We start from the raw sequence: 26,805 nt of genomic DNA, 5'->3' as shown, positions 1-26,805 counted from the left end.
TCAGCCTGCGGAGACCTCGGCATCAGCCGGTCCGTGAAACAGGAACCCGTAAGCCGGGCGACCGGCCGAACCCCCTCATAAGGGAATCCCCCTCGCTCACGAGGGGGAGGAAGTCAAATGCCGTTGCGCGCGATCCGGCTCGCGCTGCCATCGGTGAGCGTTGTGAAGGTCGCCCCATTCAGAGAACTTGCTGCTGAATGCGTTCGCTTTCTTCTATTGGACCCCTGGCTGCTGCTCAACGACGCTGGGTTGTGCCGACGTCGCCGCAGGCCCGTACCGCAGGTGTTGGCCGGCATCAGTTCCGCCTGAAAGTCGAAAGAGGTCTCGAGCACATGCACACTCGCCGCATCGGTGACGTCGAGGTCAGCGCGATCGGCCTGGGCGGCATGCCCATGTCGATCGAGGGCCGCCCGGAGGAGGCACGTTCCCTCGCCACGGTTCACGCCGCGCTCGACGCCGGTGTGACGCTGATCGACACCGCCGATGCCTATCACCGGGACGCCGGTGAAGTCGGTCACAACGAAACCCTGATCGCCAAGGCTCTCGCCCGCCACGCGCTGGGTGCGGAGGTCCTCGTCGCCACGAAGGGCGGCCACCTGCGCCCCGGAGACGGCAGCTGGACGCTGGACGGCTCCCCCAAGCACATCAAGGAGGCCTGTGAGGCCTCCTTGCGCCGCCTTGGCGTGGAGGCCATCGGGCTCTACCAGTTCCACCGTCCCGACCCCAGGATTCCCTACGCGGAGTCGGTCGGTGCGGTGCGGGAGCTCCTCGACGAGGGCAAGATCCGCATGGCCGGTATCTCCAACGCCAACCCGGACCAGATCCGGCAGGCCAACGAGATCCTCGGCGGCCGCCTGGTCTCCGTCCAGAACCAGTTCTCGCCTGCCTTCCGCTCCAGCGAGCCGGAGCTTCGGCTGTGTGACGAGCTCGGCATCGCGTTCTTGCCGTGGAGTCCTCTGGGCGGCATTTCCCGTGCGCGCGAACTGGGTTCGGCTTACGCACCGTTCGCGCGGGTCGCCGAGGCTCACCGGGTCAGCCCACAGCAGGTCTGTCTGGCCTGGATGCTCGCCAAGTCGCCGGTCGTCGTTCCGATCCCCGGCGCGAGCCGACCGGAAACCATCCGCGACTCGGCAGCGTCTGTGGACCTGAAGCTGACGGACGAGGAAATCGCCGAGCTGGACAGCGCGTGACACGGTGCAGCCTGCGCTTGACGCCGGCTCGGCCACCGAGTCGGCGTCGCACGAGGGCTCCAAGGAATGCGCACGTACCCGTCGGGATGACGACGTGGAGTGGGCCATGGCGGCCCGCAGGGCCACTGCCTCGGCCGCATGGTCGATGCCGCGCGCGATCTCATCGACAACATGGCGCCCCTGGCGCAAGCGGAGCTGATCGCCGAGTTCCACGGGGCGGCGGAGCCGACAGCGGCGATCATCTCACGTCGGCGCGCAGATGGACTCCCCGGCCCAGTACATGAAGGAGCGGACACGTGAGCGCAGCACCCGTACGTTTCGGCATCGTGGGCAGTGGCTGGCGCGCTGCGTTCCTCGCACGGCTGGCGCGGGCGCTGCCGGAACGGCTGACAGTGGCCGGCGTGGTAACGCGCTCGGCCGCACGGGCCGCGCAGGTTGAGGCCGCGTGGGGGGTACCCGCCTTCCGGACTGTCGGCGAACTGTGCGCCAGCGGGCCGGAGTTCGTGGTCGCGTCGGTGCCGTGGGACGTCACGCCCGAGGTCGTACGAGAACTCGTCGAGCGCGAGGTACCGGTCCTCGCCGAAACGCCGCCGGCACCCGACGTTGTCGGGCTGCGGGAGTTGTGGGGCGCTGTTGGGGGCGCGACGCGCGTCGGCGGCGGTGCACTCGTCCAAGTTGCTGAGCAGTACCCGCTCATGCCGGGCCACGCCGCTCGTATCGCGCTCGTGAGGGAGGGCCTGATCGGCGAGGTCACGTCGGTCCAGGTGTCCTCGACACACATGTACCACGCGATCTCGCTGATCCGGCACACGCTGGACGTCGGTTCCGGGCCCGCGACGGTGACGGCCCGGGCCTTCACCGCCCCGCTCGCCGACCCGCTGTCCCCCCGCGGCTGGTCGGACGACCTGACGCCCAAGGACGCCGTCACCACCCTCGCTTTCCTCGACTTCGGCGCGGCCCGCACGGGCCTGTACGACTTCACGGACAATCAGTGGTGGAATCCGCTGCGGGCCCGCCGCGTCGTGGTGCGCGGCTCACTCGGCGAGATCGTGGACGACACCGTGGTGCGGATGGCCGATCCCCGTACGCCCGTGGAGTCCCCTCTGATGCGGCGCCGCACCGGCACGGATCTCAACCTGGAAGGCGCCGAGGTGCACCACATCTCCTTCGACGGACGGGTGGTGTGGCGCAACGACTATCTGGGCGCGAGCCTGTCCGAGGACGATCTCGCGGTAGTGGATCTGCTGTGCCGTACGGGCGCATGGGTGCGGGACGCGGGCCCGGAACCGTATCCGCTGGCCGAGGGCTGCCAGGACCATCTGCTGGCGATGGCGATCGAGGAGTCGGCTCGGACGGGGGCGCCGGTGACGACAGCGGTGGAGGCGTGGGCGGCCCGCTGACACCGCCGGCCCGTTGATCGCGCCCGACGCTGAGCGGCCGGCAAGCTGATCTCTGCTACGGCCCGCAGGGCGCCGCAGGGCCCGCCCCGGCCCTCGCCGCGGCCCTCCCTCGACGGCCTCGGCACACACCGTCGAACTCACCAGCTTCCGCCCGCAGTACGCATGCGCGCCACCACCGGCTCAACCTGCTCCTCAACGAGCCGCCATCCCCCGATGTCACAAGTCCCACCGGCGTTCAGACATACCTCCTCGTGCCCCGTCACCCGCAAAGACGGCATGAGAGAGGTCACCGACATGTGCTGATCGATCTTGGAATGCGAGGCCTCCTCCCGCTGCTGCCCTTAGGGGGCTTGCCTCGTTCTGGGGTTACGCAGGGCTGGCCACGGGGCCGGAGAGGCCCCAGGCGCGCCCTCCTCCATCCGTCCCCGGACCGCTGTCTCGAAAGGTTCCCCTACGCCATGCCACTGGCTCTGCTGGCCCTGGCTGTCGTCGCGTTCGGCGTCGGCACGACCGAGTTCGCCACGATGGGGCTGCTGCCCCAGATCGCTGACGGGATCGGCGTGTCCGTGCCGCACGCCGGCAACCTCGTCTCGGCCTACGCGCTCGGCGTCGTCGTCGGCGCCCCCGTGCTGACGGGCATCGGTGCGCGCGTACCCCACAAGCGGCTGCTGCTGCTCCTGTCCGGGCTGTTCGTGGTCGGTAACACCGCGTCCGCGCTCGCTCCCAACTTCGGCCTGCTCTTTGCCGCGCGCTTCCTGGCAGGTCTGCCGCACGGCGCACTGTTCGGCGTAGGCGCCGTCGTCGCCTCCCGGCTGGTCGCCCCCGAACGGGCGGCACGTGCCGTCTCGAGGATGTTCCTCGGACTCACCATTGCGAACATCGTCGGTGTACCGGCCGGCACGGCCCTCGGCCAGCAGCTGGGCTGGCAGTCCGCCTACTACGCGGTCGCCGTCATCGGCCTCGTCGCCCTTGCCTCGCTGGCCTTCTTCGTTCCTCACCAACCACGCGGCCAGCAGTCTGGCATCCGGCACGAGCTGCGGGCGATGGGCAACAAGCAGGTGGCGATCGGCCTGGCCACGGCCGTTGTCGGGTTCGGTGGCTTCTTCGCCGTCTACAGCTACCTCGTGCCCATGCTGACGCACCTGACGGGCATCTCCGACTCCTCGACCACCCTGGTCCTCGCGCTCTACGGCGTCGGCATGACCCTCGGCACGCTGATTGCGGGCCCACTCACGGACCGCGCTCTGCGGCCGACGCTGTATGCGGGTCTTGCTCTGCTCGCCGCAGCGCTGGTGACGTTCTACTTCACCGTCCACAGCACCGTGCCCGCGCTGGTGACGATCACCTTCATTGGCGCGCTGGGTTCCCTCATCACCACGCCCGTCCAGATGCTGCTCATGGCCAAGGCGAAGAACGCTCCGACGATGGCGGCGGCTTCCAACCACTCCGCCTTCAATCTTGCCAACGCGGGCGGCGCCTGGCTTGGCGGCCTGGTCATCTCGGCGGGCTGGGGCTGGGCCTCGCCCAACCTGGTCGGCGCGGCTCTCGCCATGGCCGGTCTCGGCCTCGCCTTCACGGGCGGCCTCATGGACCGGGGCAGTCGTCGCTCCGAAGCGGTCGCTTCGTCCGGCGCGGAAGCCGGACAAGGCACGGCAGCCCAACGCATGGGCGGACCTCCCTCCCCCCAGCCTCCGGCAGCCCTCGCCGGGGCTCCGCTCTCCGCGTCCGGCACTCCGCCACACCAAGGCCGCCGTCCCTTGCCACCAACCTAGACAAGCCGTTCACACAACCGGAGGCTCCGCTGTCGGGTCAGTGTGTCATCACGCGTGAAATCATCGCAGCCGTAACTTCACGGCCTTGCGCTAAAGCGACGGGTCGTTGACCTCGGTGAGGCGCTCGGTGAGGGTGTCGTAGCTGGCGTTGCGGGCGGACAGGCCGGCCGTGGCGGTGCTGTGCTGCTGGGTCATGGCCGTGTGCTCGCGGTCGAGCGCGAGGAGTTCCTCTTGGACGGCGCCTTGGTCAGCGGCGCGTTGCAGGGCGTCGGCCAGCCGGGTGGTGAAGGTCTCATGCTGGGTTTGGAGGTCGGCCAGTGGAGTGTCGCCAGCTTCGCCGGTGGCGGCGGCAGCCTGTTCACCACGCGTACGTGGGCGCCGTACCTGCGGGCGGGCAAGCCCGGCCATGCATCCGGTGTTCACCGTGCGGGGGTATGCGGGCGCGCCCCCGCACGGGGTTCTTGTCCTGCGGGGTCAGTTACCGATGAAGAGTGCTTCGAGGTCAGCCCACCGGTCGGCGGTCGCATACACGGGGATGATGTCCAGGGGGGTGGCCCGCTGAATGGCCTGCCCGCCGGTGTGCCGGTGACCGGTCCAGACGTCGACCCACTCGCCGTGGGGCAGATACACCTCCCTGCTGGCGGCGCCCGGTTGGGTGACCGGCGCGATGAGCAGTGCCGAGCCGAGCCGGAACTGATCGGGGAAGTCCCAGATGCGTTCGTCCTGCAGGTCGTCGAAGAACAGTCCGCGCATCAGCGGTTTGCCCTGTGCCAGGCCGGTGCGGGTCTCCTGTGCCAGGTAGGGCACCAGGCGCTCGCGCAGGTGGGCGTATCTGCGGGAGATCTCCAGGACGCGGGCGTCGCCGGAGCGGTCCGCGATGTTCCACGGGGTGCGGTCGCGTAGCGGCAGCCGGTGGTGGTTGTACTCCGAGTGGTATTGCATGATCGGCATGAAGCAGGATGCCGCCATGGCCCGCAGATACAGTTCGGCGTCCGGGACGTCGCCGGAGAAGCCCGCGATGTCCCAGCCCCAGTAGATGATGCCGCAGGCCGAGGCGGTGATGCCGGCGTTGAGGGAGTGGCGGTAGGCGTGCCAGGTGGAGTCTTCGTCGCCGGCCCAGAAGGCGCCCGCGTTCTGCGAGCCGGTGAACCCGGCGCGGCTGAAGGTGACCGGTGCCTTGCCGCCCTGGCGCAGCAACTCTCGGTAGGCGGAAGGGTATTCGACGGTGAAGAGGTTGTTGGTCTGTGCGCCGGTGGTGCCGTCGGCGTAGCGCAGGTCCTCGCCCCAGGCGTGTTCGCCGCCGTCCGTTTTAAAGCCGTCGATGCCGACCTCGTCGACCAGGTAGCGGCGCTTGGACAGCCACCACTGGCGTGCCGTGGGGTTGGTGAGGTCGGGCATGAGGGCTTGGGGGAACCACCAGCCGCGGTTGCGGTAGGGCCGCTTGCCGCCTTCCTCCATGACGGTGTACCCGTGGTCGATCATTGCGCGGGCGTCCGCGGCGGCCTGGCCGCGGGGTGCGGGGCGCATCTTCATCAGCGGGATCTGCCAGAGCAGCACCTTGATGTCGCGCTGGTGCAGTTCGTCGACCAGGCCCTTGGGGTCGGGCCAGGCGCCGTCGGCGGGGAAGGTGAAGTCGGCCAGACGGTGGGGGGCGCCGTCCTCGTTGACCGTGTACTGGGCGTCGCGGAAGACGGTGAAGGTCGCCTCGTCGCTCCATGCTTCGATGACCAGCGCGCCGAGGGGGATGTCCTCGTCGCGGTGGCGGTCCATCTCGGTCAGCACGCGCTGCTGTGTGTTCCACTCGTTGCCGCTGGCCCACAGGCGGAAGACCCAGTCGGGTAGTTCCTCGGGGCGTCCGGCTTCGTCGAGGAAGGCGGACAGCAGTTCATGGGGGGCGCCGTTGAAACAGACGGTCTCGAGTGAGCCGTCCGGCGGGGTCTGTGCCTCGACCCACAGCAGGCCGGGGTCGCTTGCGCCGATGTCGTACCAGGTGCGGCGAGATGTGCGCAGGTGGAAGGCCCAGCTGTCGCCGCCCAGCACCATCGCGAAGGGCATGGGCAGGTAGGTGCGGGGGGTGAAGCCCTGGCCCTTGTACTGCTCGAAGACCTGGGCGTCCAGGGTGCGTCCGCGCTGGTCGACGGCGTTGTAGCGTTCGCCGAAGCCGACCACGTGCTCGCCTGGGGCCAGCCGCAGTGCGAAGCGGACCCGCAGGATGGTGCCGTCGGCGGCCACCAGGCTGGAGGTGGAGTCCTCGACCAGGCGGCCGGTGTCGTGGGTGACCTGCAGCTGTGCGGCTCCCCTGTGCCATACGGCCGGGGCGATGGTGTGCCAGGAGGTGCGGCGGATGCGGCCGTCTTGGTGGTGGGCCACGAAGCGGTAGCGGGCGCTTGTGCCTTCGGCGAGCGGGGCGGGGCGGACCACCCAGCGGTGGCGGGTGCCGCGGCCGCCCGCGGCCGCGGCGGCGAGGTGGCTGTCGGTGTCGCCGCCGCTGTCGCCGGTGGGCTCGCCGGCCCCTTCGATGGCGGCGGTCAGTTCGGTGACGCCGTCGCCGGTGTCCCACTCGCACACCACGGCCTGGACGCCGTATCCGGTCGAGGCGCGGATCTCGAATGGCTCGTCTGCCAGGGGGATCACGGGCACGCGCTGGTCGTCGGTGAGCTGGTAGGCGTGGCCCGAGCCGTGCGGGCGGTGGCGGATCATGCGGAGACTTCCAGTTCGTGGGCGAGGATCAGGTACATCGCGTGGGACCACAGCAGCGGGGTGGCGTTCGGTCCCCAGCGCTCCTGCCACCTGGGCAGGTGTTCGGGTGCCAGGAGGGTTGCGCCGGGGGCCTGTTCGGGCAGCAGGTCGTCGGCGGTGGCGTGGGAGGCGATCCAGTCCAGTTCGCGGCGGGCGTCGTCGGTGCGGCCGATGCGTGCGTAGTGCCAGCCGAGGAGGCCGGCGAGGACGGGCCACTGCCCGCCGCCGTAGAAGACGTCTCCCAGGTAGCGGTGCACGCCGCCTTCGGGCTCGAGCAGGTCTCGTTCGATCGCGGCGAGGGTTGCCTGGGCGATGGGTCCGGCCGGGTCCACGGAGGCGAACGGTGTCAGGCAGGCCAGCAGGCTCGCGTCCACCGCCTTGCTGCCCAGCCACTTCGCCAGGTGGCCCTCGTGCAGGCCGTTTTCGCGTACGAGGGTGTCGATCTGGGTGACGGTGTGTGCGCACAGCCCGGTGTCGTCGAGGCCGGCCGCCTCGATGGCCGCGAGGCCGCCGCGGATGGCGCCGAGGGTTGCTCCGTGCCGGTGTTCCTTGGACTCCTCCCACCAGTCGTAGCAGGGCAGGTCCCAGGTCGCGGCGAGGTAGCCGATGGTGAGGCGGATCGCCTCGCGGTAGGGGGCGGGGTCGCCGGCGTGTCGGCGCAGATGCTCGCTCAGCGCCCACAGCCAGGTGCCGTAGCCGTCGGTCTGGAAGTCCCACCAGCCGACGTCGCCGGTGTCCTGGCCGTCCAGGGTGTAGCGGGTGGGCAGCAGGTCGGTCTCGGCGGGCTGTCGGCCCTCGGCTTTCGCCGCGATGATCCGCTCGATGCGGTCGGCTCGGTCGGTGACGACCTTGGCGCACCACCGGTGGAAGGCGTCGGCGGAGTCGGCGGCGCCTGCGCGGGAGGCGGCCTCCGCGATGAACGAACCGTCGCGGAACCACGAGTAGCGGTAGACCGGGTAGCTCGGGCAGGCCGGGTAGGCCCCGGAGGGCGCCTGGTGGGCGGTGATCACCTCCAGGCTGCGGCGGGCCAGGCGCGCATGACCGGGCGACTGCGTCGTGGGGGTGGACAAGGCGTGTCTCCTGTGTGGGTGGTGCGGGGTGCGGAGGAGTGGAGGTACCCGGTGCGCCCGAGGCTTCACTTCAGCAGTGCGGTGACCTGCCGGGCGGCCTGGGACAGTGCCCCTGCGACATCCGTGCGGCCGGCGGCGGCGTCGGTGAGGGCGTTGTTGACGATGTCCTGCATCTGCTGCTGCTTGGCGATGACGGGCGCTGTGGCCTGCTGCTTGAGGGAGTCGAAGACGGCCTGGCGGTTGGCGGGCTTGCCCGCGTTGAGGTAGTCGGCGACCTTGCTGGTGTCGGCCAGCGGCGGGAGTTCCCAGGAGGAGTCGACGCGGGTTTTGGCGGTGGTGTCGGAGGCGGTCAGGTAGGCCAGCCACTTGAAGGCGGCGTCGGCGTGCTGGGTGGTCTTGGAGATGCTGACGGAGTTTTGGAAGACCGCGCTGGCCTTGTGGGTGTCACCGGGTTCGACGGCCACGTCCCAGTCGAAGGGCACGTTCTGCAGGGCGCTGAACTGCCAGTTGCCGTTGTGCCACATGGCGAGCTTGCCGGCCTTGAACAGGTTGGTGTCGTAGTCGGGGGTGTTCGCGCTCTTCGCCGCATCGGGCATGGTCGTTTTGTTCTTGCTGATCAGCCATTTCGCGGCGGCGATGCCCTGGGGGCTGTCGAACGTCGCCTTGGTGCCGTCGGCGGACAGGAAGGAGCCGCCCGCCTGGTCGAGGGCCTTGGAGAACTCGTTGAAGGTGATGGGCTGGAAATCGCCCCACACGCCCTTGCCCGCGTCGGTGAGCTTGCGTGCGGCGGCCTGCTCGTCCTTCCAGGTCCAGCCGGCGGTGGGAGTAGGGACGCCGGCCTTGGCGAAGAGCGTCTTGTTGTAGATGAGGACCACGGTGGAGAAGGACTCCGGCAGCGCGTACTGCGTGCCCTTGTACTGTGCGGCCTTCAGGTTGGCCGGGGCGTAGGCCGAGGAGTGGTAGGCCGGGTCCTTGGCGGCGGGCTGGGCCAGGTCCAAGAGGGCGCCGGAGGAGGCGTAGGTGGCCAGGCTCTGCTGGTCGAGTTCGAAGGTGTCCGGCGCGGTGCCGCCGGAGATCGCGGTCTGCAAGGTGGTGGCGTAGTTCGCGTAGGGCACGGACTGCACCTGGACCTTGATGGTGGGGTTGTTCTTCTCGAACGCCGCGACGATGGCGTCGAGGTCTTTGGCGTGGTCGGCGCCGGCGGAGAAGGTCATGTAGCGGACGGTGGTCACGCCGTCGGCGGAGGCCGATCTGGTCGCGGAGCCTTGGGCGCAGGCGGTGGTCAGGGCCAGTGCCGCGACGCCGGCGGCGAGGGCGATCCGGGGGGTGTGCATGGCGGTCTCCTGGGGTGGCAGGGGATGCGAGGAAAGGGAGGGGATGCAGGGGGTGGCCGGGGCTACTTCAGGCCCGACTGGGCGACGCTCTGCACCACGTACTTTTGGGCGAAGAGGTAGAGGATCATGATCGGGAGGGTGCCGAGGACGGAGCCCGCCATGGTCACGTTCCACTGGGTGCTGAATTGGCCTTGGAGGTTGGCCAGTGCCAGCGGGAGGGTCATGAACTCGGGCGATCGGATGATGACCAGCGGCCACAGGAAGCTGTTCCAGCTGGCCATGAAGGCGAAGACGGAGAACGTCGCCAGTGCGGGGCGCACCAGCGGCAGCATCACCGAGGTGAAGATCCGCAGGTGGCCGGCGCCGTCGAGGCGGGCCGCCTCGTCCAGTTCCCGGGGCACTGCGTCCATCGCCTGCCTCAGCAGGAACACTCCGAAGCCCGAGGCGAGGGTCGGGGCGAGGACGGCGACGTAGGTGTCGACCAGGTTCAGTGTCTTCATCTCCGCGAAGAGCGGGACGATGAGGACCTGCAGCGGGATCATCATGGTGGCCAGGTAGCAGCCGAACACCAGGCCCCGGCCGCGAAAGCGCAGCCGGGAGAAGGCGTAGGCGGCCATGGAGCTGGTGATCAGCTGGATGGCGGTCGAGGTCAAAGCCAGCCACAGGCTGTTGACGGCGACCCGGGTGAAGGGCACCGCGTGAAAAAGTCTGTGGTAGCCGTCCCCGCTCACGGCGGTGGGCAGCAGGGAGGGGGCGGTGATGCCGCTGCCATCGGGCTGCAGCGAGGTGATCAGCATCCACAGGAACGGGAAGAGCATCCCGGCCGCTCCCAAGGCCACCAGGGTGGTCAGGGATGCCGCCCGCAGGCGCCGGCGGGCGGCCGCGGGATGGTGGCGGCGTGCCCCGCGCGGCTGGACAACGGCGGAGGACTCGGGCTTGGCCGCAGGGGGCCAGGCGGGTGTCCGGGTCAGTTCAGGCATGGGTCACCCACCGCCGCTGGATGCGGGTCATGACGACGGTGACCACCATGATCACCGCGAACAGCAGCCAGGACAGGGCCGAGCCGGTACCGACCTGCCCGTATCGGAAGGACAGGTCGTAGACCTCCTCGACGACGGGCCGCGAGGACCCGGCGGGGCCGCCGCCGGTCATCACGAAGACCTGGTCGAATACCTGGAAGCCGTTGATGAGCGAGATGAGGACGACGAAGTAGGTGGACGGCGACAGCAGCGGGAGTGTGATGCGCCAAAACCGCTGCCAGGCGCCTGCTCCGTCGATCGTGGCCGCCTCGTACACCTCCCGCGGGATCGCCTGCAGCCCGGCCAGCAGGATGACCATGACGAACCCGAGGTCCTTCCACGCCGAGGCGAGGATCACCGACGGCAGCGCCCATGTCGGGGACGCCCACCAGTCAGGAGTCGGCAGACCCACGGCCGCCAGGGCCCGGTTGAGCAGTCCCCCGTCGGGACTGAGGATCCACTTCCACGTCAAAGAGACCATCACCCAGCTGGTGACGACCGGCAGGAAGTAGATCGACCGCAGGATGCTGCGCCCCCGCATGCGGCGGTTGAGGGCGAGCGCCAGCGCCAGGCCGCCCACGTACACCAGCGGCAGATAGCCTGCGATGAAGTACACGGTGTGCCAGAACGCGGCACGGGTGTCACCATCGCCCAGCAAGTGTGTGTAGTTGGCCAGCCCCACCCAGCGCATCGGGGAGATCAGGTCCCAGGAATGCAGGCTGATCCACAGCGAAGAGAGCATCGGGCCGGCGGTGAACAGCAGGAGCGGAACCGCGCTCGGCGCCAGGAAGAACGCCACCGCAGCGCGGTTGCGCCACTTGCGCCGCCGTATCGCGGCCAAGGCCGGGGTGTGACCGGCACGTGCAAACAGGGGGTTGATCGTCATGTCACACTCCGGCTGCCCGCCCCATCGCCGAGCCCGTGGACGCGGCGACGGGGATCGACGCTGCCGACGCCTCCGTCCAACGACGCGGCGAGTACCAGGGCAGCAGCTCCCTGCGCCCAGATCGTGTCCGTATACGGCTCGACAGTGATCGCCAGCTCCTGATCCCGGCGACGCCCATGGCGTTGCAGGGCTGCCCTGACCCCCGGCTCCCACCAGCGCCAGGAGCGGGTCCCCTCCCCCATGACCACGATCTCCTCCGGGTCCAGCACGGTGGTCAGCCCGGCCAGCTGGCGGCCCAGGACCTCCCCCGCTTCCCGCAGGATGTCGCGTGCCTGCTCGGCCCGGTCATCGGCTCCGTTCGCAAAGTCGGCGAGATCATCCGGCGTGGAGTCCTCGCCGACCAGGCCGGCCGAACGCGCGGTGCGCACCAGGGCGGCATCACCGATCAGGGCTTCCAGACACCCGTGATTCCCGCACGTGCACAGCGGACCGTCCGAGGAGACCGGAACATGACCGAACTCCCCGGCGCCTCCGTGGGCGCCGCGGTAAACATGGCCACCCGCGACGATGGCCAAGCCGACGCCACGGCCGATGGTGACTACCAAAAAGTCGTTCAGGGTGCGGCCCCGCCCGTACAGGCGCTCACCGCTGCCCAACGCGTTGACGTCGTTCTCCACCAAAACGGCAAGCCCCAAAGCCGCGCCGAGCATGGTACCCAGCGGCACGTGCTGCCAGTTCAGCATCGCGGCGTCCACGACCCCGCTGTCCGGACGGTCGACGGAGCCGGGCACCCCCACCCCGATCCCCAGCAGGGGCGGCAGGTCCTCGCGGGGTGTGGTGAACGGGCGCAGCAACTCCACGATCGCGGGCACCGCCTCAAGCGCCGTGGCGTCGAAGGGGACCGTCACGGTGTCAGTGACCTGTCCGTCCAGGCGCATGTCGACCAGCACGACGTGGTCGGCGGCCACCTTGACACCCAGGGCCCGGCCGGCGTCGCCGACGAGGCCGACCAGCCGAGCACGCCGGCCCCCGCGGGAAGGCTCCTGGCGGTCGAGTTCCTCGATCACCCCCTGCGCCAGCAGACGCCGGGTCACCTGGGTCAGCGTCGCCGCGCTCATCCCCAGCTCCCGGGCCAGCGCGGCCCGCGACATCGGCCCAGCCCTGCCCAGCAGGGCCAGCACAGCCGTACTGGAGAGGTCCTCACCCGCCAACCGGTTCATTCGCGCTCTTTCTTTAGTTTCTTAAGAAACTCGCCGAACGAAAGCTAGAACGGACCCACCCCCACGTCAACCCCCGATTTCCACGAGGTTTCCAGCAGCGATCCGGACACAGCCCCCGGGAAGCCCTCGGGCATGGCACGCCTCCGACTGCGCAACGACCCCAGGGCACGCAGAGGCTCTCCCGCACGGCGCCAGACACGCCGCGGCGGCGACAAAGCCCGGACTACGGCTGCCCAATACCGTCAGGCCCACCGGCACCGCGGCACCGTCCGGGCGACCAGGACGACGGCGGACCCGCCGCCTTGAGATGTGCGGGCCCGCTGCCGCAACTCCGCTCGGTGGCGGGTCCCAACCCACCAGGCGATCAATCCCACGACGCGGGTCTGTACGCTCACCGGTCAGCCCTTTCCTGGACCGCCGACGGACTACGCGCCGACATGTGCTCACTTCTGCAACATGGTGTGCATGACGGAGACGACGTACTCGATCGTGGAAGCCCGAGCCCGCCTGGGCGCCATCGCGCGTGAGGTCAGTGCCACCCGTGAACCGGTCGCGATCACCGACCACGGGCAGACCGTCGCGATACTGGTCAGTCCCGCCGACGCCCTCGAACTGCAGGAACTGCGGGCCCTGGCCGCCTACCGCGCCCGCCAGGCCCGCGACGAGAACGCCGGCGTCCCGCACGACGAGGCCTACCGCCGCGTGTTCGGCGGAGCTGAGGCGTGAGCCACGAGGTCATCTAGGAGCCCGAAGCCCTCGCCCAAGCCGAGCGGTTCGCCAAAGACGACCCCGACGGAGTCCGGCAGGTATTCACCGCCGTCGACCACCTCGCCGACGCCCCCCGGCCTGACGGCGCGTTCGGCAGCGCCGACCTGCTGCGCATCCACGTCGGCCGCTACCGCGTGATGTACGAGATCAGTGACCAGCAGATCCGCGTCAGCGTGATCCACCTCGGACGTGTGCGATAGAACGAGCAGCGACGGCGCCATCAGCAGCCGGACCAACCCACCGGTGGCCGCCTCGCCACCACCCACGCACGAGCCGAAGCGCCGTCCACGGCCAACTGACCCCGCTCCTGGCCGACTGGGCGAAGTGCCTCGATGGCGGTGCAGCCGCCGGCCCGTCTCCGTCGGACGCCACGGAGACTTCCGCCATGCCTGCCCTTGTGGACCGGGCGCGTCAGGCTTCGCGGACGAGGAGGTTCTTCGCGGATTCACCGGGTTCCTCCGAGGATGCCCCGGCCTTCAGGCCGGGGCATCCTCGGAGGAACCCGGTGAAGGCCGAATTCGGCACGGTCGACGCCCTGTTCGCCAACGCCGGCGTCAACGGCTTCGCACCGTTCGAGGCGACCAGCGAAGAACTCTTCGACCAGTTGCTGGCCATTAACGCCAAGGGCCCCTACTTCACCGTGCAGAAGCTCGCTCCGCTGCTGGCGGAAGGCAGCGGCGTCGTGTTCACCACGTCCGTGGCGAACGTGCTGGGACTTCCGATGCTCAGCGCGTACGCGGCCGGCAAGGCGGCGCTGCGCTCGATGACCCGCAGCCTGGCCCGTGAACTGCTCCCACGCAAGATCCGCGTCAACGCGGTCAGCCCCGGCCCGATCGACTCCGGGATCCTGGAGAAGTCGATGCCCAAGGAGGCGGCCGAACAGGCCAAGACGCAGATGGCCGCCGACAACCCCTCGGGCGCGGTGGGACCCCGAACGGGACCCGCGCCAACGACCCGTTACTGAGAGCCTCAGCGACTCTCAGCATTCCGGGCATTCCGGCCCGGAAGGTCCGTCACGTCACCAAAGCGTGAGAGCTTCGGCGTGAGTACGGTCTCTCGCTTCTGTCCGCCGCTGACGCGGCAGGGTTGCGCCACCTGCCCGCCCCGCCGCGGCCTTGCGGCTGCGGCGGGTGGCGCGGGTCTTCTGGTCGGCTCCACGAGGCTTCGACACCTTGAGGGCGTCCTGGTCTCCGGCCACTCCGGTACCAGTCGTGCAGGCCGCCGCGAGGGCGGCAAGGTTGCGGGCCGCGTTGTCGTCCCGGTCGAGGACGAGACCGCAGGCGTCGCATGCGTAGGTCCGGACGTGCAGCGGCAGCTTGGCTTTCACCGCGCCGCAGCCGGAACAGGTTTTCGAGGAGGGATACCAGCGGTCGGCGACCGTGATGCGGGTGGCATGGCGCTGGGTTTTGCAGGTGAGCCGGCGGCGGATCTCCCCGAATCCGGCGTCGGCTATCTTCCGGGCCAGACGCCGGTTCTTGAGCATCCCGGCGACGCCCAGGTCTTCGACCACGATGGTGCCGTACTCGGCCGTGACCTTGGTGGTCAGCTTATGCAAGGCGTCCTGGCGCAGGTTCGCGATCCGGTGGTGCACCTTGTTGCGCTGAGCGTTGGCTTTCTCCCACCGCTTGGACGGCTGCCGTCCAGTGCGCCGGTCGGGGCCCTGGCGGCGGGAGACGACGAGGGATGCCCGGCGCAGCCGCTTCAGCGCACCGTCGAGGTGCTTCGGGTTGGAGACGGTGCGGATCTCCCCGTGGCTGTCGGCCATCACCGCGAGGGTTTTCACTCCGAGATCAATGCCGACGGCGGTGTCCGGGCGGGCGACGCGGGTGATCTCCCGGGCAACTTCGACCTGGAAGGCGACGAACCACCGGCCGCGCTCATGCCGGACGGTCGCGGACAGGATGCGTGCCGTGCCTGCGGTGATGCGGTCGCGGAGGCTGTCGGCCCGCTCATGCACCCGCATGGTGCCGAGTCGGGGCAGGGTGACGTGACGGCCGTCCTGCTCGACGCGGATCGTGCCGGTGGTGAACCGGCAGGCAAGGCGCGCCTTCCGCTTCGACTTGAACCGAGGCGCGCCCACCCGCTTGCCGCGCCGCTTGCCCTGCTTCGACCTCGCGTAGTTGTCGAACGCGGCGGCGGCGTTCGACAGGCCGGTGTTGTACGCCTCTTTGGAGTTCTCCTCCCACCAGTTCGCGAACCGCGCATCGGTGGTCTTGATGGCGTTGAACGCCTTCCTGAGGGCGGGCAGCGACCACGGCCGCCACTGCGTCAGCATGGTCTCGGGGACGCCGTAGGTTTCCTCCGCCGTGCGCTGCCACCACGAGGCGGTCACCCAGCCGACCGCCCAGTTGTACGCGGCGCGCGCCGCACCGCAGTGCGAGCGCAACGCGGCTTCCTGGGTGGCATTCGGGTCGAGCGCGTACCGGTACGCCTGCACCACGAAACCCGGCTGCGGCTGGAACTTCTTCACTCGGCGGCCTCGCCCATCGCCACGGCCACCGCGCGGGCGGCGCGGTTCTTCGCCGCTCGGCGCCCGTACAGGCGCGCGCACATCGACGTCAGCACCTCGGTGATGTCGCGCACCAGGTCGTCGGCGGTCTCGGCGGGGTCCAGGACGACCAGACGCCGACCGGACGCCGACAGGACAGCTTCGAGATGCTCGACGCCGAACCGAGCCAGCCGGTCGCGGTGCTCGACCACGATCACAGCGGCGTTCGGGTCGGACAGGAGGCGGTGCAGCTTGCGGCGGCGCCCGTTCAACCCCGACCCGACCTCGGTCACCACCTCAGCGACCGGCAAACCGAGACCGGTAGCCCCCTGGACTACGCGGGCGACCTGCCGGTCAAGGTCCGGCTTCTGGTCGGCCGAGGAAACACGGCAGTACGCCACAACCCGCCCGGACGCCTCAGTGGCGGGCTCGTCGACCAGCCACGTCCCGGACGGCGTCTGGCGTACAGGAACCGGCATGCGGCCCTCTTTCGCCCACGTCCACGCGGTCTGGTAGTGCACGCCGTTGCGTGCAGCCCACTCGGAAAGCTTCATATGGTCAAGATAATAGACGAGAAAGGTTGAGATTCACTGATGGTTCACGGAACAGTTGTTACCCCCTTGGACTCGGCCTCTCCGACGAGGCCGGACGACGCTGCTCCGACGCCGACACACAGGCCGATACTCCGGGCATCCAACTAGATTTCGGGCAGCGACTGTTGCCCTTGCCGTCCGGCTGCGGGCCCGCCTGGGCGGTTCGGTCCCGCCTGGGCGGTGACACCGAGTGACCGTCCCCGCCCCGGTGACTGACTTCTCGTCAATCCGCTTGCCGCGCCCCTCCGTCCATGCGGCCGGGTTACTTCCCAGTCACCCCCCAGAAACGAACACATCGTTCGTGATCGCAACTTCTGCATTTGCTCCGGCGCTTTTGATCAAGGAATCGCAAAATTCGCTGGTTGAAGCGTAGATGACTCCGGCCCGGCGGCGACGTCGCGAATGCCAAGTCGTTTCATGTTCCATCAACATTCAACTCGCGATCCTCGTGAGCAACATGAGCAGTCCCTATGGTCCCTGGGGGTACGAGGGAAGGGACTTATGGACAGACCTATCGCAGTCCGGGCTCGCGGGATCACCAAGCGTTTCGGCGACGTCGTCGCGCTCGACGGCATCGACCTCGATGTGACGCAGGGGCATATCCATGGCCTGGTCGGACCGAACGGCGCCGGCAAGACGACCTTGCTCGGCCTTCTGCTGGGGCTCGCGGTTGCCGACAGCGGTCGCCTCGAGGTCCTGGGTACACCGGTCGGGCGGGCACTCGACGCTCCCGACGGTGTCGCCGGCTTCGTGGACGGTCCCGCTCTCTACCCCTCACTCACCCCACGGCAGAACCTCGCCGCGCTGGCCGCACTCCGCGGCCACGACGCGCGCACGGCGGGCATCGACGACGTACTCGCCGAGGTCGGCCTCACCGACGTCGCCGACGACCGCACCCGCGGCTTCTCCCTCGGCATGCGCCAGCGGCTCGGACTCGCCGCAGCCCTGCTGACCAAGCCCCGGCTGCTCGTGCTCGACGAACCCTCCAACGGCCTTGATCCGGCGGGCAAGAAGCACGTGCACGGTGTCCTCACCCGGCTCGCAACCGACGGGACCGCCGTCGTCCTGTCGAGCCACAACATGGACGACCTCGAGGCGCTGTGCTCCGAGGTGACCATCGTCGCCACCGGACGCGTCGTCTTCTCCGGCCCGCTGAACAAGCTGGCCGCCGACAACCGTGAACTCGACTACCGGCTGCTCACCTCCGACCCGCAGGCCGCCCGCCGGGTGGCCGACGACGCGCCCGGGGTCCGGGTCGTCGACGACGCCGGGGTACGGCAGGACGCCGAACTGCTCGTCGTACGCGCCCTGGTGCCCGCCCTCGACGACCTCGTGGTGCGGCTCGTGGAGGAGGGCGTCGCGCTGCGCGAGCTCACTCCCGTGGTGTCGCCGCTCGAAGCCGCGTTCCTCGCCCTCACCGAGCAGCAGGAGGCCGGCCGATGACCGCGACCCTCACCCCGAGCCCGGAACAGGAACACGAGCCGGTGACCCGGGGCCGTCGTATCCCCGTCACCCGCGCCTGTCGCTTCGAGCTCGTCAAGCTCGTCTCCCAGTGGCGGATCCGCCTGCTGGTCCTCGCCTGCTGGATCGCTCCTGCCCTCTTCGTCGCCGGCGTGAGCCAGCAGAGCACGCTCCCCGTGGACACCCTCTTCGGGCGCTGGATGCACGCCTCCGGGTGGGCCGGGCCGCTGGTGATGCTCGGTTTCGCGGGGACCTGGGCGCTCCCGCTGCTGACCTCGGTCGTGGCCGGTGACGTGTTCGCCTCCGAGGACCGGCTCGGCACCTGGCGCCAGTTGCTCGTGGCGGTCCGCTCACCCCGGCGGATCTTCGTGGCGAAGGTGGTCGCCAGCCTCAGCGTCCTGCTGCTGCTCGTGGCCGGGCTTGCGGTCTCCAGCACGGTCGGCGGCCTCCTGGCGGTCGGCAACCAGCCGCTGGTCGGCCTCGACGGCCACCTCCTGGCACCGTCGGACGCCGCCGTTCAGGTCCTGCTCTCCTGGATCTGCGTCCTCGCTCCGACCCTGGCGCTCGCCGCACTCGGCTTCCTCGGGTCGGTCACGCTGGGACGGTCCCCGATGGGGCTGCTGGTGCCCGTGCTCGTCGCGCTCGCGATGGCGGTCGCCCAGATGCTGCCGCTCCCCGTGGCCGTCCGGGTCGCCCTGCCCAGCTACGCCTTCATCTCCTGGAACGGGCTGTTCACCAGCCCGCAGCAGCTCGGCCCGCTGCTGATCGGCGTCGTCGTCAGCCTCGTGTGGGCCGTGGCCGCGACGGCGCTGGCCTATGTGCTCTTCGTACGGCGCGAATTCACCAACCTGAGCCACGACGGTTCGGGCCGCCGCGCCATCACGGTCGGAGTCCTGCCGCTCGTCGGGGTGGCCGCCGTGTCGTTCGCTGTCGTCGCCGCGACGACCTCGGCAACGGGCTCCGGGATCGAGCAGGACAAGGTGCAGCGTTCGGTCGCCACGGCGTTCGCGCACCTGTACCGCATGCAGACCGACGAACTCAACCGACCCGCCGTCACCGAGGCCCAGTTGAAGGCCACGGCGGCGTGCAGCAAGGGCCATGTCCAGGACCGCGCAGAGGGGCCGGGCAACGACTGGCGCTGCGTCGTCTCGTGGCATCTCCCCGGCGTCCAGACCACAGGTCAGGCCATCTACCAACTGGACGTCACCTCAGACGGGCGGTTCGTCGCCGATGGCGACGGACCGAAGGAAGTGAACGGCTACTTCCTGGTGCGGACCCCCATTGGGGACGCGCCGAACCCGATGTGGCAGTTCGACGGGAACGTCGAACTGCTTGACACCTCGAAGGGATAAGTCTCCATGCAGGTAATTCGGCAGCGCCAGGTCAGCCAGAAGGGCCAGTTCCACGTCCTCGGCAGACAAGTCGGGCGCCGGTCGCTCATGGTGACGGCGGGCATCGCGGTCGCCCTCGGCGTCACGGGCACGGCCGTAGCCTCCACGGCTCAGTTCGGCACCCAGCAGGTCGGCCAGGTCACCGACCACGGCCAGGTCGTCTCCGACGACCAGTACATCCAGCCCTACGGTGACCGCACGGTCATCAACGACGGCAAGATCATGTCGTCCACCGTCAGCCCGGACGGCAAGCACCTGGCCGCCTCGGTCACCGACGGCGACGCCGCCCTGGTGATCATGGACCTGTCCACCGGCAAGGTGGCGCAGAAGATCGGCACCAACGCGGCCGACAACCTGCGCATCAGCAGCAGTGCCGTGGGCCAGGAAGGCCCGACCTACTCGCCCGACGGCACGTCGCTGTGGCTGGGCCAGGCCACCGGTTACACCAAGTTCACCGTCAACGCCGACGGCACCCTGGCCAACCCGGTCGCCGTGAGCATCCCGACCGTCAGCGGCCACCAGGCCCTGGTCGGCGCCGCGGTGTTCTCCGCCGACGGCTCCACCGTGTACGGCGCGGTCAACGGCCAGAACAAGGTCGTCGCCATCGACGCCGCCACCGGCACCGTCAAGACCACCTGGACCACCGGCACCGCCCCGCGCGGCCTGGCCCTGGTCGGCGGCAAGCTGTATGTCACCAACGAGGGCGGTCGCCCGGCCAAGGCCGGCGAGACCACCATCAACTCCTACGGCACCCAGGTCCCGGCCAACGGTGACACCGGCGCCTCCACCACCGGCACCGTCAGCGTCATCAACACCGCCGACGCGTCCGCCGCCGTGGGCACCATCGACGTCGGTCTGCACCCGACCGCCGTGTACGCGAAGAACGGCGTGCTGTTCGTCACCAACACCTCCGACAACAGCGTCTCCGTCATCGACTCCAAGAGCGACAAGGTCGTCCAGACCATCTCCACCCGGCCGTGGGCCGAGGCCTCGGTCGGCTACGAGCCCAACGCCGTCACCCTCACCGACGACGGCCGTCTGCTGGTGACCCTGGGCCGCGCCAACGCCGTCGCGGTCTACCGCTACTCGGGCGCGGCGATGCCCGCCCGCTACGTCGGCCTGCTCCCGACGGACTACTTCCCGTCGGAGATCGCCTCCGTCGGTGGGAAGATCGTCGTCTCCAACACCCGTGGCATAGACGCCCGTCGCTCGACCACGGCCAAGCACGGCACCCACGACACCACGTCCAGCCTGACCACGTTCACCCTGCCGAGCGACGACGAGATCAAGTCGTACACGCCCAAGGTGTTCCAGATGAACGGCTGGCGCGGCGACTCGCTCAAGCTGTCCGAGAACAACGGCAACGTGCCCGCGGTTCCGGTCCCGGCGCGGCTCGGCGACCCCTCGACGATCAAGCACGTCTTCTACCTCGTCAAGGAGAACCGCACCTACGACCAGGTCTACGGCGACATCCCGCAGGGCAACGGCGACCCCTCGCTCACCACGTTCGGCGAGAACGTCACGCCCAACCAGCACGCGCTGGCCAAGCAGTTCGGCCTGTACGACAACTTCTACGACATGGGCACGAACTCCGCCGAGGGCCACAACTGGCTCACGCAGGCGGACAACCCGGAGTACACCGAGTCGTCCGCCGGTGAGTACACGCGCTCCTACGACACCGAGGACGACGTCCTCGGCCACCAGAAGTCCGGCTTCATCTGGACCGGTGCGAAGGCGGCCGGGAAGTCCGTCAAGAACTACGGCGAGTTCCAGACGCTGGAGCAGAAGCCGGCGGGTTCGAGCTGGCAGAACCTGTACTGCGACAGCAAGGACATGGCCGCGACCGGGTCGCCGTCCAAGTACCCGATCCAGACGGGCTCGGCGATCCCCTCGCTGAACGACGTGACGGTGCAGGGCTTCCCGAAGTTCGACACCAGCGTGCCGGACGTCTACAAGGAGCAGGTCTGGGAGCAGGACTTCAAGAAGAACGGTCCCGCGAACCTGAACATGTTCTGGTACTCCAACGACCACACCGGTGGCCCGGCGAACTCCGCCGCCCAGGTCGCGGACAACGACCTCGCGGTCGGCCGCACGGTCGACGCGATCACGCACAGCAAGTACTGGAAGGACTCGGCGATCTTCATCGTCGAGGACGACTCCCAGGCGGGCTCGGACCACGTCGACGGCCACCGCGCGCCGGTCCAGATCATCAGCCCGTACGCCAACCACGGCACGGTCGACAGCCACTACTACTCGCAGGTCACAGCGGTCCGCACCATCGAGCAGATCCTCGGCATCCACCCGATGAACCAGATGGACACCGCGGCCACCCCGATGTTCGGCGCGTTCACGAACAAGCCGGACTACACGCCGTTCAACGCCGTGGCCAACCGGACCTCGCTGACCCTCGGCGTGAACCCGGCGCCCTCCTGCGGCACGGACACCCCCGCCCCGCAGAACCCGGCGGCGGCCGCCGCGCCCACCTCGGTGGCGGTCCCGGCGTCGCAGCAGCCGCTGGCGAACGAGTGGAAGAGCTGGCTCTCCAAGCAGCGTCTGACCGGCGAGAACGCCGTGCCTGACTACGCCAACAACGAGCAGATGGACCGCTACACCTGGTACGACACCCACAACTTCAACAAGCCCTACCCGGGTGACAAGAAGGTCTACGCGCCGCAGGACGTCCCCGGCGCCAACCTCCCGTCCGCCGAGAACGACGGCTGACGCAGTAGGCCGGTCGGCATAGCCTGACCGTCGTCAGATGGCCCCTGGCCGGCATCCGCCGGTCAGGGGCCACCTGCGTTTTCCACAAGGGTGCGGGCGGGTCACGGGTGTCGGCTAGCGTGGGGGGCCGGGATTCAGGTTCCGCCGACGCGGGCGGCAGTGAACGAGGGATGGGACCGGGATGGGACCGTACGAGACACAGCCGGAGGCGCTTCAGCTCGCCCCGGTGCCGGGCGCCTCGTCCACGGCCCCGCGCCACACGCTCAACAGCCTCAAGTGGGCCCTGCTCGTCCCGGTGGTGGGCGTGGCCGGCGGCGCCCTCGGCCAGTACCCCTACGGCATGTGGGCAGGGGTCCCCGTCATCCTGGCCGCGGCGGCAGCCGCCGCCGTCGTGGCCGGAGGCGCATGGCACCGGGCGGGGGCAGCGACGATCGCGTCCTTCGCCGCGCTCGCGCTGCCGTTCTTCGCGGGGCCGGCGTACTACGAGACGTACGTCAAGGAATTCGGCGACCGGGTGCACGCCGTGGTGACGGACACCGGGGAGCGGCAGGGGGTGAAGCGGACCACGAAACTGGCCGAGTGCCGGGTCGTCGACGAGTCGGGGACCGTGCAGGATCTGTCCCAACAGCAGAACTGCGACGGCCAGTTCACGAGGGGCGAGCATGTCGTCCTGTACAAGGATCCGCTCGGAGCTCTCGACCCGTGGATGGACAACGTGTCCGGTGACCGCAGCCCGGACGCCGTCACCCTCGGCACCACCGCGGGGCTGTTCCTGGTGACCGGTGGGGCCCTCTTCTACGCCGGGCAGCGGCGCCGGACCGGACGCTGACACCACCGGCCGTGCGGGTGCCGAAAACCCCATCCATGGTCTGTGACCTGCAGATTGTCGCGAAAGGCCAGTGATGGCCGGATGGGCGTGTCAAGTTGGTGGATCGTGCTGTTGCGACTGCCCTACCTGGCCGTGTCGAGCGTGTTCGCCTTCATCCGGCTGCTGCCGATGAGCGCTGTGGACAAGGACATCGAAATCTTGACGCTGCGCCACCAGTTGGCTGTCTGGCAGCGGCAGATCGACAGGCCGCGCGTAACGCGGGCGGACCGCGCTTTCCTGGCCGGGCTCCTCCACCGGCTCTGCCCTTGCCGAGAGCGCAGGTCGTCGTCCCCCTACCCGCAGCCCGGATCGAACGCCGACAAGCCGTTGCCGGACTCATCAACGAGTACCACCGAGCCAGCTGACCATCAGCCGAAAGCCCAGCTCACAGCCGGTGAAGCCATTTCGAAGCACTACGCCCTCCTGTGCACAAATACATTCCGGCGGGTGCACTGTGCCTGCTGGCGCTTGCCGGAACCATCAGCACCCCTCCGTCCGCAACCTGTCGGCGACGGGTGATTCAGCCGCCGCCGACAGTCGCCGACACGGACACCGAAACGACCAACGGTGGCGCTGCGACCGGCTAGAACCCGGCCCTGGGCAAAACCCTCGCGCAGGGCCGGACGACAGGCCGAGGTTCTCTTCGCAGCGAGCCTGGATGAAGGATGCCTTCTCGCACAGCGGCCGCACGGGAGACGACGTGCGCCTGCGGGGCGGTCCTCCAGCGGCGCGGGATGGCCGGGCGCTGGGGCGCGCGGGCCGGCCCACCAGGCGACTGGGCGGTACCGAACAGGTCAGCGGCACAGGCACGACCGACGGCCTTGGCGCTGTCGGGCCGGGATGCAGGATGTTCCCACGGTGTACGTGCCGCCACGGACACGCGTGCCGCAACCGTGGCCTTGTCTGACAGGCAATCACGACGACATCACACGCCGAAGCCGCACTCTTCCCCGGCCGCACTGCGGTCAGCACCAAGACACCCGCAACGCACTCAACCAGAAGAGCCGGCCGCGGTGGCCTTTTGCCGACACAGGTGCGCAGTCACGGCTGAATGACAGGAGTTGTTGAGCCGGCGGTCCCTCTCGTGGACGCTTGGGGGGTGAACGAGGACGGCGGATACATGCTGAGACAACTCCAGTCGCTGGATCCCGCGGTGCGCGCGGACGTCCTGCGCGTGCTGGACTGCGTCGTCCAGGGCCTCCCCGCTCACTGGCAGCGCCGCAGGGGGGTACCGCAGCTCATAGTGTTCCTCGACGGCCCAGAGAACGTGCGGATGAAGAAGATCACCCTGCGGGAGCTGTCCGAGCACGGGTATCTCGACGAGTTCAGCCGCTGGGCCGGCGGCGTCCCGGCATCCAAAGCCAGGGAGCACGGCTGCGCCGCTCTGGTCCACGGGAACCGTATTCACGCGAGGATCAACCGGATCGGCCCCATAGGATCGGGCTGGCACCTTCCGGACACCGTCGTCTGCGTCCGCACCGTGCACCGGGAATTGCGCATGCGCCCATCTTTTTCGCTCAGGTTCGACGTCGAAGGCCGATTCTTCCCGCGGCTTGTGTTTCATGAGTGGGTGCTCGACACCATCGCCCGCGCCCGGCAGAGTTGACGCCGCATCGAGTACTCCTGCCGTGCCGGGGAAGCCCCCTAGGAGCGTGTCTCAGTAACGAGCAAGTGCCTGCTGGCCGTGATCGATGGGATCGGTCAGGGTCGTCCCGTGGGCATCTGTGAGGCCGTGGTTGGGAGCTGCTCGGCAGGTGTTCGGCTGATAGGGCTCGCGGCGGGGGCCGGGGTGGCTTGGCTGGTCAGCCAGCCAGGGCGGCGAGACCGGTGGTCCCGGCGTGTCGGAAGATCTTGCGGAGGTTGTGGCAGGCGGCCAGCAGCCGCCACTCGCCGCGGGCTCCCTCCTCGCCGTGCAGGAGGAGCTGGCGGCCGTTCTGGCAGGTCATGACCTGTCCGAAGACGGGTTCGACGATGGTCTTGCGGCGGCTGTAGGCGGCTTTGCCGGGCTTGGTCCGCAGCTTGCGGGCCATGCGCTCCTTGAGGGTGGCGCTGGCGGGGATGTGTCCGCGTGGTGCGTGCGGGACCTGCTCGTCGTGGGTGAGTCAGCCGGTGGCCATGAACGTGTCGGTTCCGTAGGCCAGTTGGCGCTCTCGCGCGGCCTCAAGGTTGGTCTCGGAGCAGTACCCGGCGTCGACCAAGGCCTGCTTGGGGTGGGTTCCGGTGTTGGCGGCAGACTGATCGAGCATTGTGGTGTAGTTCAGCGCGTCAAAGGCGTTGCAGGTCACGTCGGCGGCGGCTCGGCGGGAGGGTCCTCCCCCGCCACAGGTGCGGCATGCGGGGACCGGCCTCGTGCCGGACTCGCCCCCGCGCCCCTTGCCGAACCCTTTACGTCGCCTTGACTGTTGATCTTTGAACAAGTTACCCAACGGGCCGCGTACTCGTGGATGTTCACGCATCTCGCGTAACAAAACGCGAAAGGTCCGTCCATGTCACTGAGTGTGCGCCGGTTCCGCGCAGTCGCCGCCCTGGTGGCGGCCGCGAGCAGTGCGGCTCTTGCCGTACCAGCCGTCGCCGTTGCGGAACCCGGTCCCGGGCATCACGACCCCGCAGCAGTCTTCTCCTTCAACCAGATCAACATGGTCTCCGACGTTCCCGGAATGGCGCCGCTGACCGACCCCGACGCAGTCAACCCCTGGGGCCTGGCCCTCAGCCCGACCTCTCCCCTGTGGGTCTCGAACGCAGGGACCAGCACCAGCACCGTCTACGGCTCCCCCGCCGGCGCGACCACCGCGACGAAGTCGAGCGTCCGCGTGACGGTGCCCGGAACGCCGCCCGCGTCCCTTCCCTCCGGCCAGGTGGCCAACACCGGGCAGGGCTTCGTGCTCAGCAACGGAACGAAGAGCGGCACGGCCCGCTTCATCTTCTCCACCCTCGGTGGAGACATCGACGCCTGGAGCCCGCAGGTCGACTCCGCCCAGGGTCCCGTGGAGGTCAAGGCCTCCGTTCCGGGCGCCTCGTACACCGGTCTCGCGCTGGCCACCGCGACGAACGGCGACCAGCTGTACGCGGCCGACTTCGCGCACGGCCGCATCGACGTCTTCGACTCCGCCTTCAACCAGGTGGCGCTCAAGGACTGGCAGTTCAAGGACGCGGACCTGCCCGAGGGGTACGTGCCGTTCAACGCGCAGTCCATCGACAACAAGGTCTTCGTGACCTACGACAAGCCGGACCCCACCACCGGCCGCGAAGGGGTGGGCCGGGGCATCGGCATCGTCGACGAGTTCACGCCGGACGGAAGCCTTGTCTCCCGGATCGCCACGAAGGGTGCCCTGAACGCTCCCTGGGGCGTGGCCGTGGCGCCCGCCGGCTGGGGCTCCCTCGCCGGTTCGCTGCTCGTCGGCAACTTCGGCGACGGCAGGATCAACGTGTTCCGCAGCACCGGGCACGGCCGGTTCGAGCACCACGCGAGCGGCCAACTCCATGACACCGCCACCGACAAGCCGGTATCCATCCCGGGTCTGTGGGCCCTGACGCCCGGCACCGCGGCGACCGGCGGCACCGACTCGCTGTGGTTCAGCGCAGGCATCGACAACGAGGCACACGGCCTGATCGGCGTGTTCCGCCCGTAGTCACAGCAGTGCCAGTGCGCCGGCCGGTCCGCGTGGCCCGGCCGGCGCACCCATCCCTGTTCTCGGCAGGGGACGCCCGGCTTCAGCCGGGTGGGGAATGCCGTCCTTGGACCTGCGTTGCGGAGCGGCGCAGCGTCGCTCCGCGACGCTGCGCTCCCACTCAGGTGCCCGCAGGTGGGAGCGGGTTGTCAGACCCGCGGGCTAGGTTCGTGACCACCGCAGTGCTACCGGGGAGAAGGGGGGTGGGCCGGGTGAT

The 26,805-nt window shown here is 69.3% G+C and carries 20 protein-coding genes and 3 pseudogenes; 13 read left to right on the top strand and 10 right to left on the bottom strand.

The window, feature by feature from the left end; genetic code table 11:
- Positions 1-332: 332 nt before the first annotated feature.
- The 3 genes from ACFYXB_RS41620 (at position 333) to ACFYXB_RS41610 (ending at position 4,362) form a co-directional block, all read left to right on the top strand.
- Entirely contained in the window at positions 333-1,190 is an 858-nt protein-coding gene (locus ACFYXB_RS41620) for an aldo/keto reductase (protein WP_389590368.1), read from the top strand.
- Between the two features lie 296 nt (positions 1,191-1,486).
- Entirely contained in the window at positions 1,487-2,590 is a 1,104-nt protein-coding gene (locus ACFYXB_RS41615) for a Gfo/Idh/MocA family oxidoreductase (RefSeq protein WP_389590367.1), read from the top strand.
- 458 nt (positions 2,591-3,048) lie between these two features.
- Complete coding sequence (locus tag ACFYXB_RS41610; protein WP_389590366.1) at positions 3,049-4,362, top strand: MFS transporter; 1,314 nt, start codon at positions 3,049-3,051, stop codon at positions 4,360-4,362.
- Positions 4,363-4,452: 90 nt separating this feature from the next.
- Here the strand turns inward: ACFYXB_RS41610 and ACFYXB_RS41605 are convergent, their stop codons facing one another.
- From ACFYXB_RS41605 to ACFYXB_RS41575, 7 genes are all read right to left on the bottom strand, one after another.
- Complete coding sequence (locus ACFYXB_RS41605; RefSeq protein ID WP_389590365.1) at positions 4,453-4,785, bottom strand: hypothetical protein; 333 nt, start codon at positions 4,783-4,785, stop codon at positions 4,453-4,455.
- A gap of 51 nt (positions 4,786-4,836) precedes the next feature.
- Positions 4,837-7,062 carry a TIM-barrel domain-containing protein gene (locus ACFYXB_RS41600; RefSeq protein ID WP_389590364.1) on the bottom strand — a complete coding sequence of 742 codons (2,226 nt, stop codon included), beginning with the start codon at positions 7,060-7,062 and terminating at the stop codon, positions 4,837-4,839.
- Positions 7,059-8,171 carry a glycoside hydrolase family 15 protein gene (locus tag ACFYXB_RS41595; RefSeq protein WP_389590363.1) on the bottom strand — a complete coding sequence of 371 codons (1,113 nt, stop codon included), beginning with the start codon at positions 8,169-8,171 and terminating at the stop codon, positions 7,059-7,061. The genes ACFYXB_RS41600 and ACFYXB_RS41595 overlap by 4 nt, the downstream gene beginning before the upstream one ends.
- 65 nt (positions 8,172-8,236) lie before the next feature.
- Positions 8,237-9,505: an ABC transporter substrate-binding protein gene (locus ACFYXB_RS41590; RefSeq protein ID WP_389590362.1), complete on the bottom strand. Its 1,269-nt coding sequence runs from the start codon at positions 9,503-9,505 to the stop codon at positions 8,237-8,239.
- Positions 9,506-9,567: 62 nt separating this feature from the next.
- Positions 9,568-10,485, bottom strand: a complete 918-nt coding sequence (locus tag ACFYXB_RS41585; RefSeq protein WP_389590360.1) for a carbohydrate ABC transporter permease — start codon at positions 10,483-10,485, stop codon at positions 9,568-9,570.
- Complete coding sequence (locus ACFYXB_RS41580) at positions 10,478-11,410, bottom strand: carbohydrate ABC transporter permease (RefSeq protein WP_389590359.1); 933 nt, start codon at positions 11,408-11,410, stop codon at positions 10,478-10,480. Before ACFYXB_RS41580 ends, ACFYXB_RS41585 begins: the two co-directional genes overlap by 8 nt.
- Positions 11,407-12,630: an ROK family protein gene (locus ACFYXB_RS41575; protein WP_389590357.1), complete on the bottom strand. Its 1,224-nt coding sequence runs from the start codon at positions 12,628-12,630 to the stop codon at positions 11,407-11,409. The genes ACFYXB_RS41580 and ACFYXB_RS41575 overlap by 4 nt, the downstream gene beginning before the upstream one ends.
- Positions 12,631-13,095: 465 nt before the next feature.
- Between ACFYXB_RS41575 and ACFYXB_RS41570 the strand changes: the two genes are divergently transcribed.
- The 3 genes and pseudogenes from ACFYXB_RS41570 to ACFYXB_RS41560 form a co-directional block, all read left to right on the top strand.
- Positions 13,096-13,356 (top strand): type II toxin-antitoxin system Phd/YefM family antitoxin, encoded by a 261-nt coding sequence (locus tag ACFYXB_RS41570; protein WP_351353434.1) that lies wholly within the window; start codon positions 13,096-13,098, stop codon positions 13,354-13,356.
- 131 nt (positions 13,357-13,487) lie between these two features.
- Positions 13,488-13,598 (top strand): annotated as a pseudogene (locus ACFYXB_RS41565) (type II toxin-antitoxin system RelE/ParE family toxin); the annotation flags it as partial.
- 305 nt (positions 13,599-13,903) lie between these two features.
- Positions 13,904-14,326: pseudogene (locus ACFYXB_RS41560) on the top strand (SDR family oxidoreductase); the annotation flags it as partial.
- Between the two features lie 90 nt (positions 14,327-14,416).
- Here ACFYXB_RS41560 and tnpB read toward each other — a convergent pair.
- Together tnpB and ACFYXB_RS41550 are read right to left on the bottom strand one after the other, a co-directional pair.
- A complete protein-coding gene (gene tnpB, locus ACFYXB_RS41555) occupies positions 14,417-15,868 on the bottom strand; it encodes an IS607 family element RNA-guided endonuclease TnpB (protein ID WP_389590355.1) in 1,452 nt (483 codons plus the stop codon).
- Positions 15,865-16,440, bottom strand: a complete 576-nt coding sequence (locus ACFYXB_RS41550) for an IS607 family transposase (protein ID WP_389590354.1) — start codon at positions 16,438-16,440, stop codon at positions 15,865-15,867. The genes tnpB and ACFYXB_RS41550 overlap by 4 nt, the downstream gene beginning before the upstream one ends.
- A 540-nt stretch (positions 16,441-16,980) precedes the next feature.
- On the opposite strand from ACFYXB_RS41550, the gene ACFYXB_RS41545 reads away from it, so the two are divergent.
- The 6 genes from ACFYXB_RS41545 (at position 16,981) to ACFYXB_RS41520 (ending at position 24,526) form a co-directional block, all read left to right on the top strand.
- A complete protein-coding gene (locus tag ACFYXB_RS41545; protein ID WP_389590353.1) occupies positions 16,981-17,922 on the top strand; it encodes an ABC transporter ATP-binding protein in 942 nt (313 codons plus the stop codon).
- Positions 17,919-19,292: an ABC transporter permease gene (locus tag ACFYXB_RS41540; RefSeq protein ID WP_389590352.1), complete on the top strand. Its 1,374-nt coding sequence runs from the start codon at positions 17,919-17,921 to the stop codon at positions 19,290-19,292. The genes ACFYXB_RS41545 and ACFYXB_RS41540 overlap by 4 nt, the downstream gene beginning before the upstream one ends.
- A gap of 6 nt (positions 19,293-19,298) precedes the next feature.
- Positions 19,299-22,052, top strand: coding sequence for an alkaline phosphatase family protein (locus ACFYXB_RS41535; RefSeq protein ID WP_389590351.1), 2,754 nt, complete (start codon positions 19,299-19,301; stop codon positions 22,050-22,052).
- 181 nt (positions 22,053-22,233) lie between these two features.
- The gene (locus ACFYXB_RS41530; RefSeq protein ID WP_389590350.1) at positions 22,234-22,881 is read left to right on the top strand and encodes a hypothetical protein; all 648 of its coding nucleotides are present in this window, start codon (positions 22,234-22,236) and stop codon (positions 22,879-22,881) included.
- A 105-nt stretch (positions 22,882-22,986) separates the two neighbouring features.
- Complete coding sequence (locus ACFYXB_RS41525; RefSeq protein WP_389590348.1) at positions 22,987-23,439, top strand: hypothetical protein; 453 nt, start codon at positions 22,987-22,989, stop codon at positions 23,437-23,439.
- 580 nt (positions 23,440-24,019) lie between these two features.
- Positions 24,020-24,526 (top strand): hypothetical protein, encoded by a 507-nt coding sequence (locus tag ACFYXB_RS41520; RefSeq protein ID WP_389590346.1) that lies wholly within the window; start codon positions 24,020-24,022, stop codon positions 24,524-24,526.
- Positions 24,527-24,722: 196 nt separating this feature from the next.
- On the opposite strand, the pseudogene ACFYXB_RS41515 reads toward ACFYXB_RS41520, so the two are convergent.
- A pseudogene (locus ACFYXB_RS41515) lies at positions 24,723-25,214 on the bottom strand (transposase); the annotation flags it as partial.
- 192 nt (positions 25,215-25,406) lie between these two features.
- Between ACFYXB_RS41515 and ACFYXB_RS41510 the strand changes: the two are divergent.
- The gene (locus tag ACFYXB_RS41510) at positions 25,407-26,549 is read left to right on the top strand and encodes a TIGR03118 family protein (protein ID WP_389590344.1); all 1,143 of its coding nucleotides are present in this window, start codon (positions 25,407-25,409) and stop codon (positions 26,547-26,549) included.
- Positions 26,550-26,805: the final 256 nt, after the last annotated feature.

Origin of the sequence: Streptomyces sp. NPDC002619 (assembly GCF_042889305.1) — a bacterium.
In the GTDB taxonomy this organism is placed as follows: Bacteria; Actinomycetota; Actinomycetes; order Streptomycetales; family Streptomycetaceae; genus Streptomyces.
Note: the sequence above shows the minus strand (reverse complement) of the source record. Positions and strands in the feature narration are given on the sequence as shown.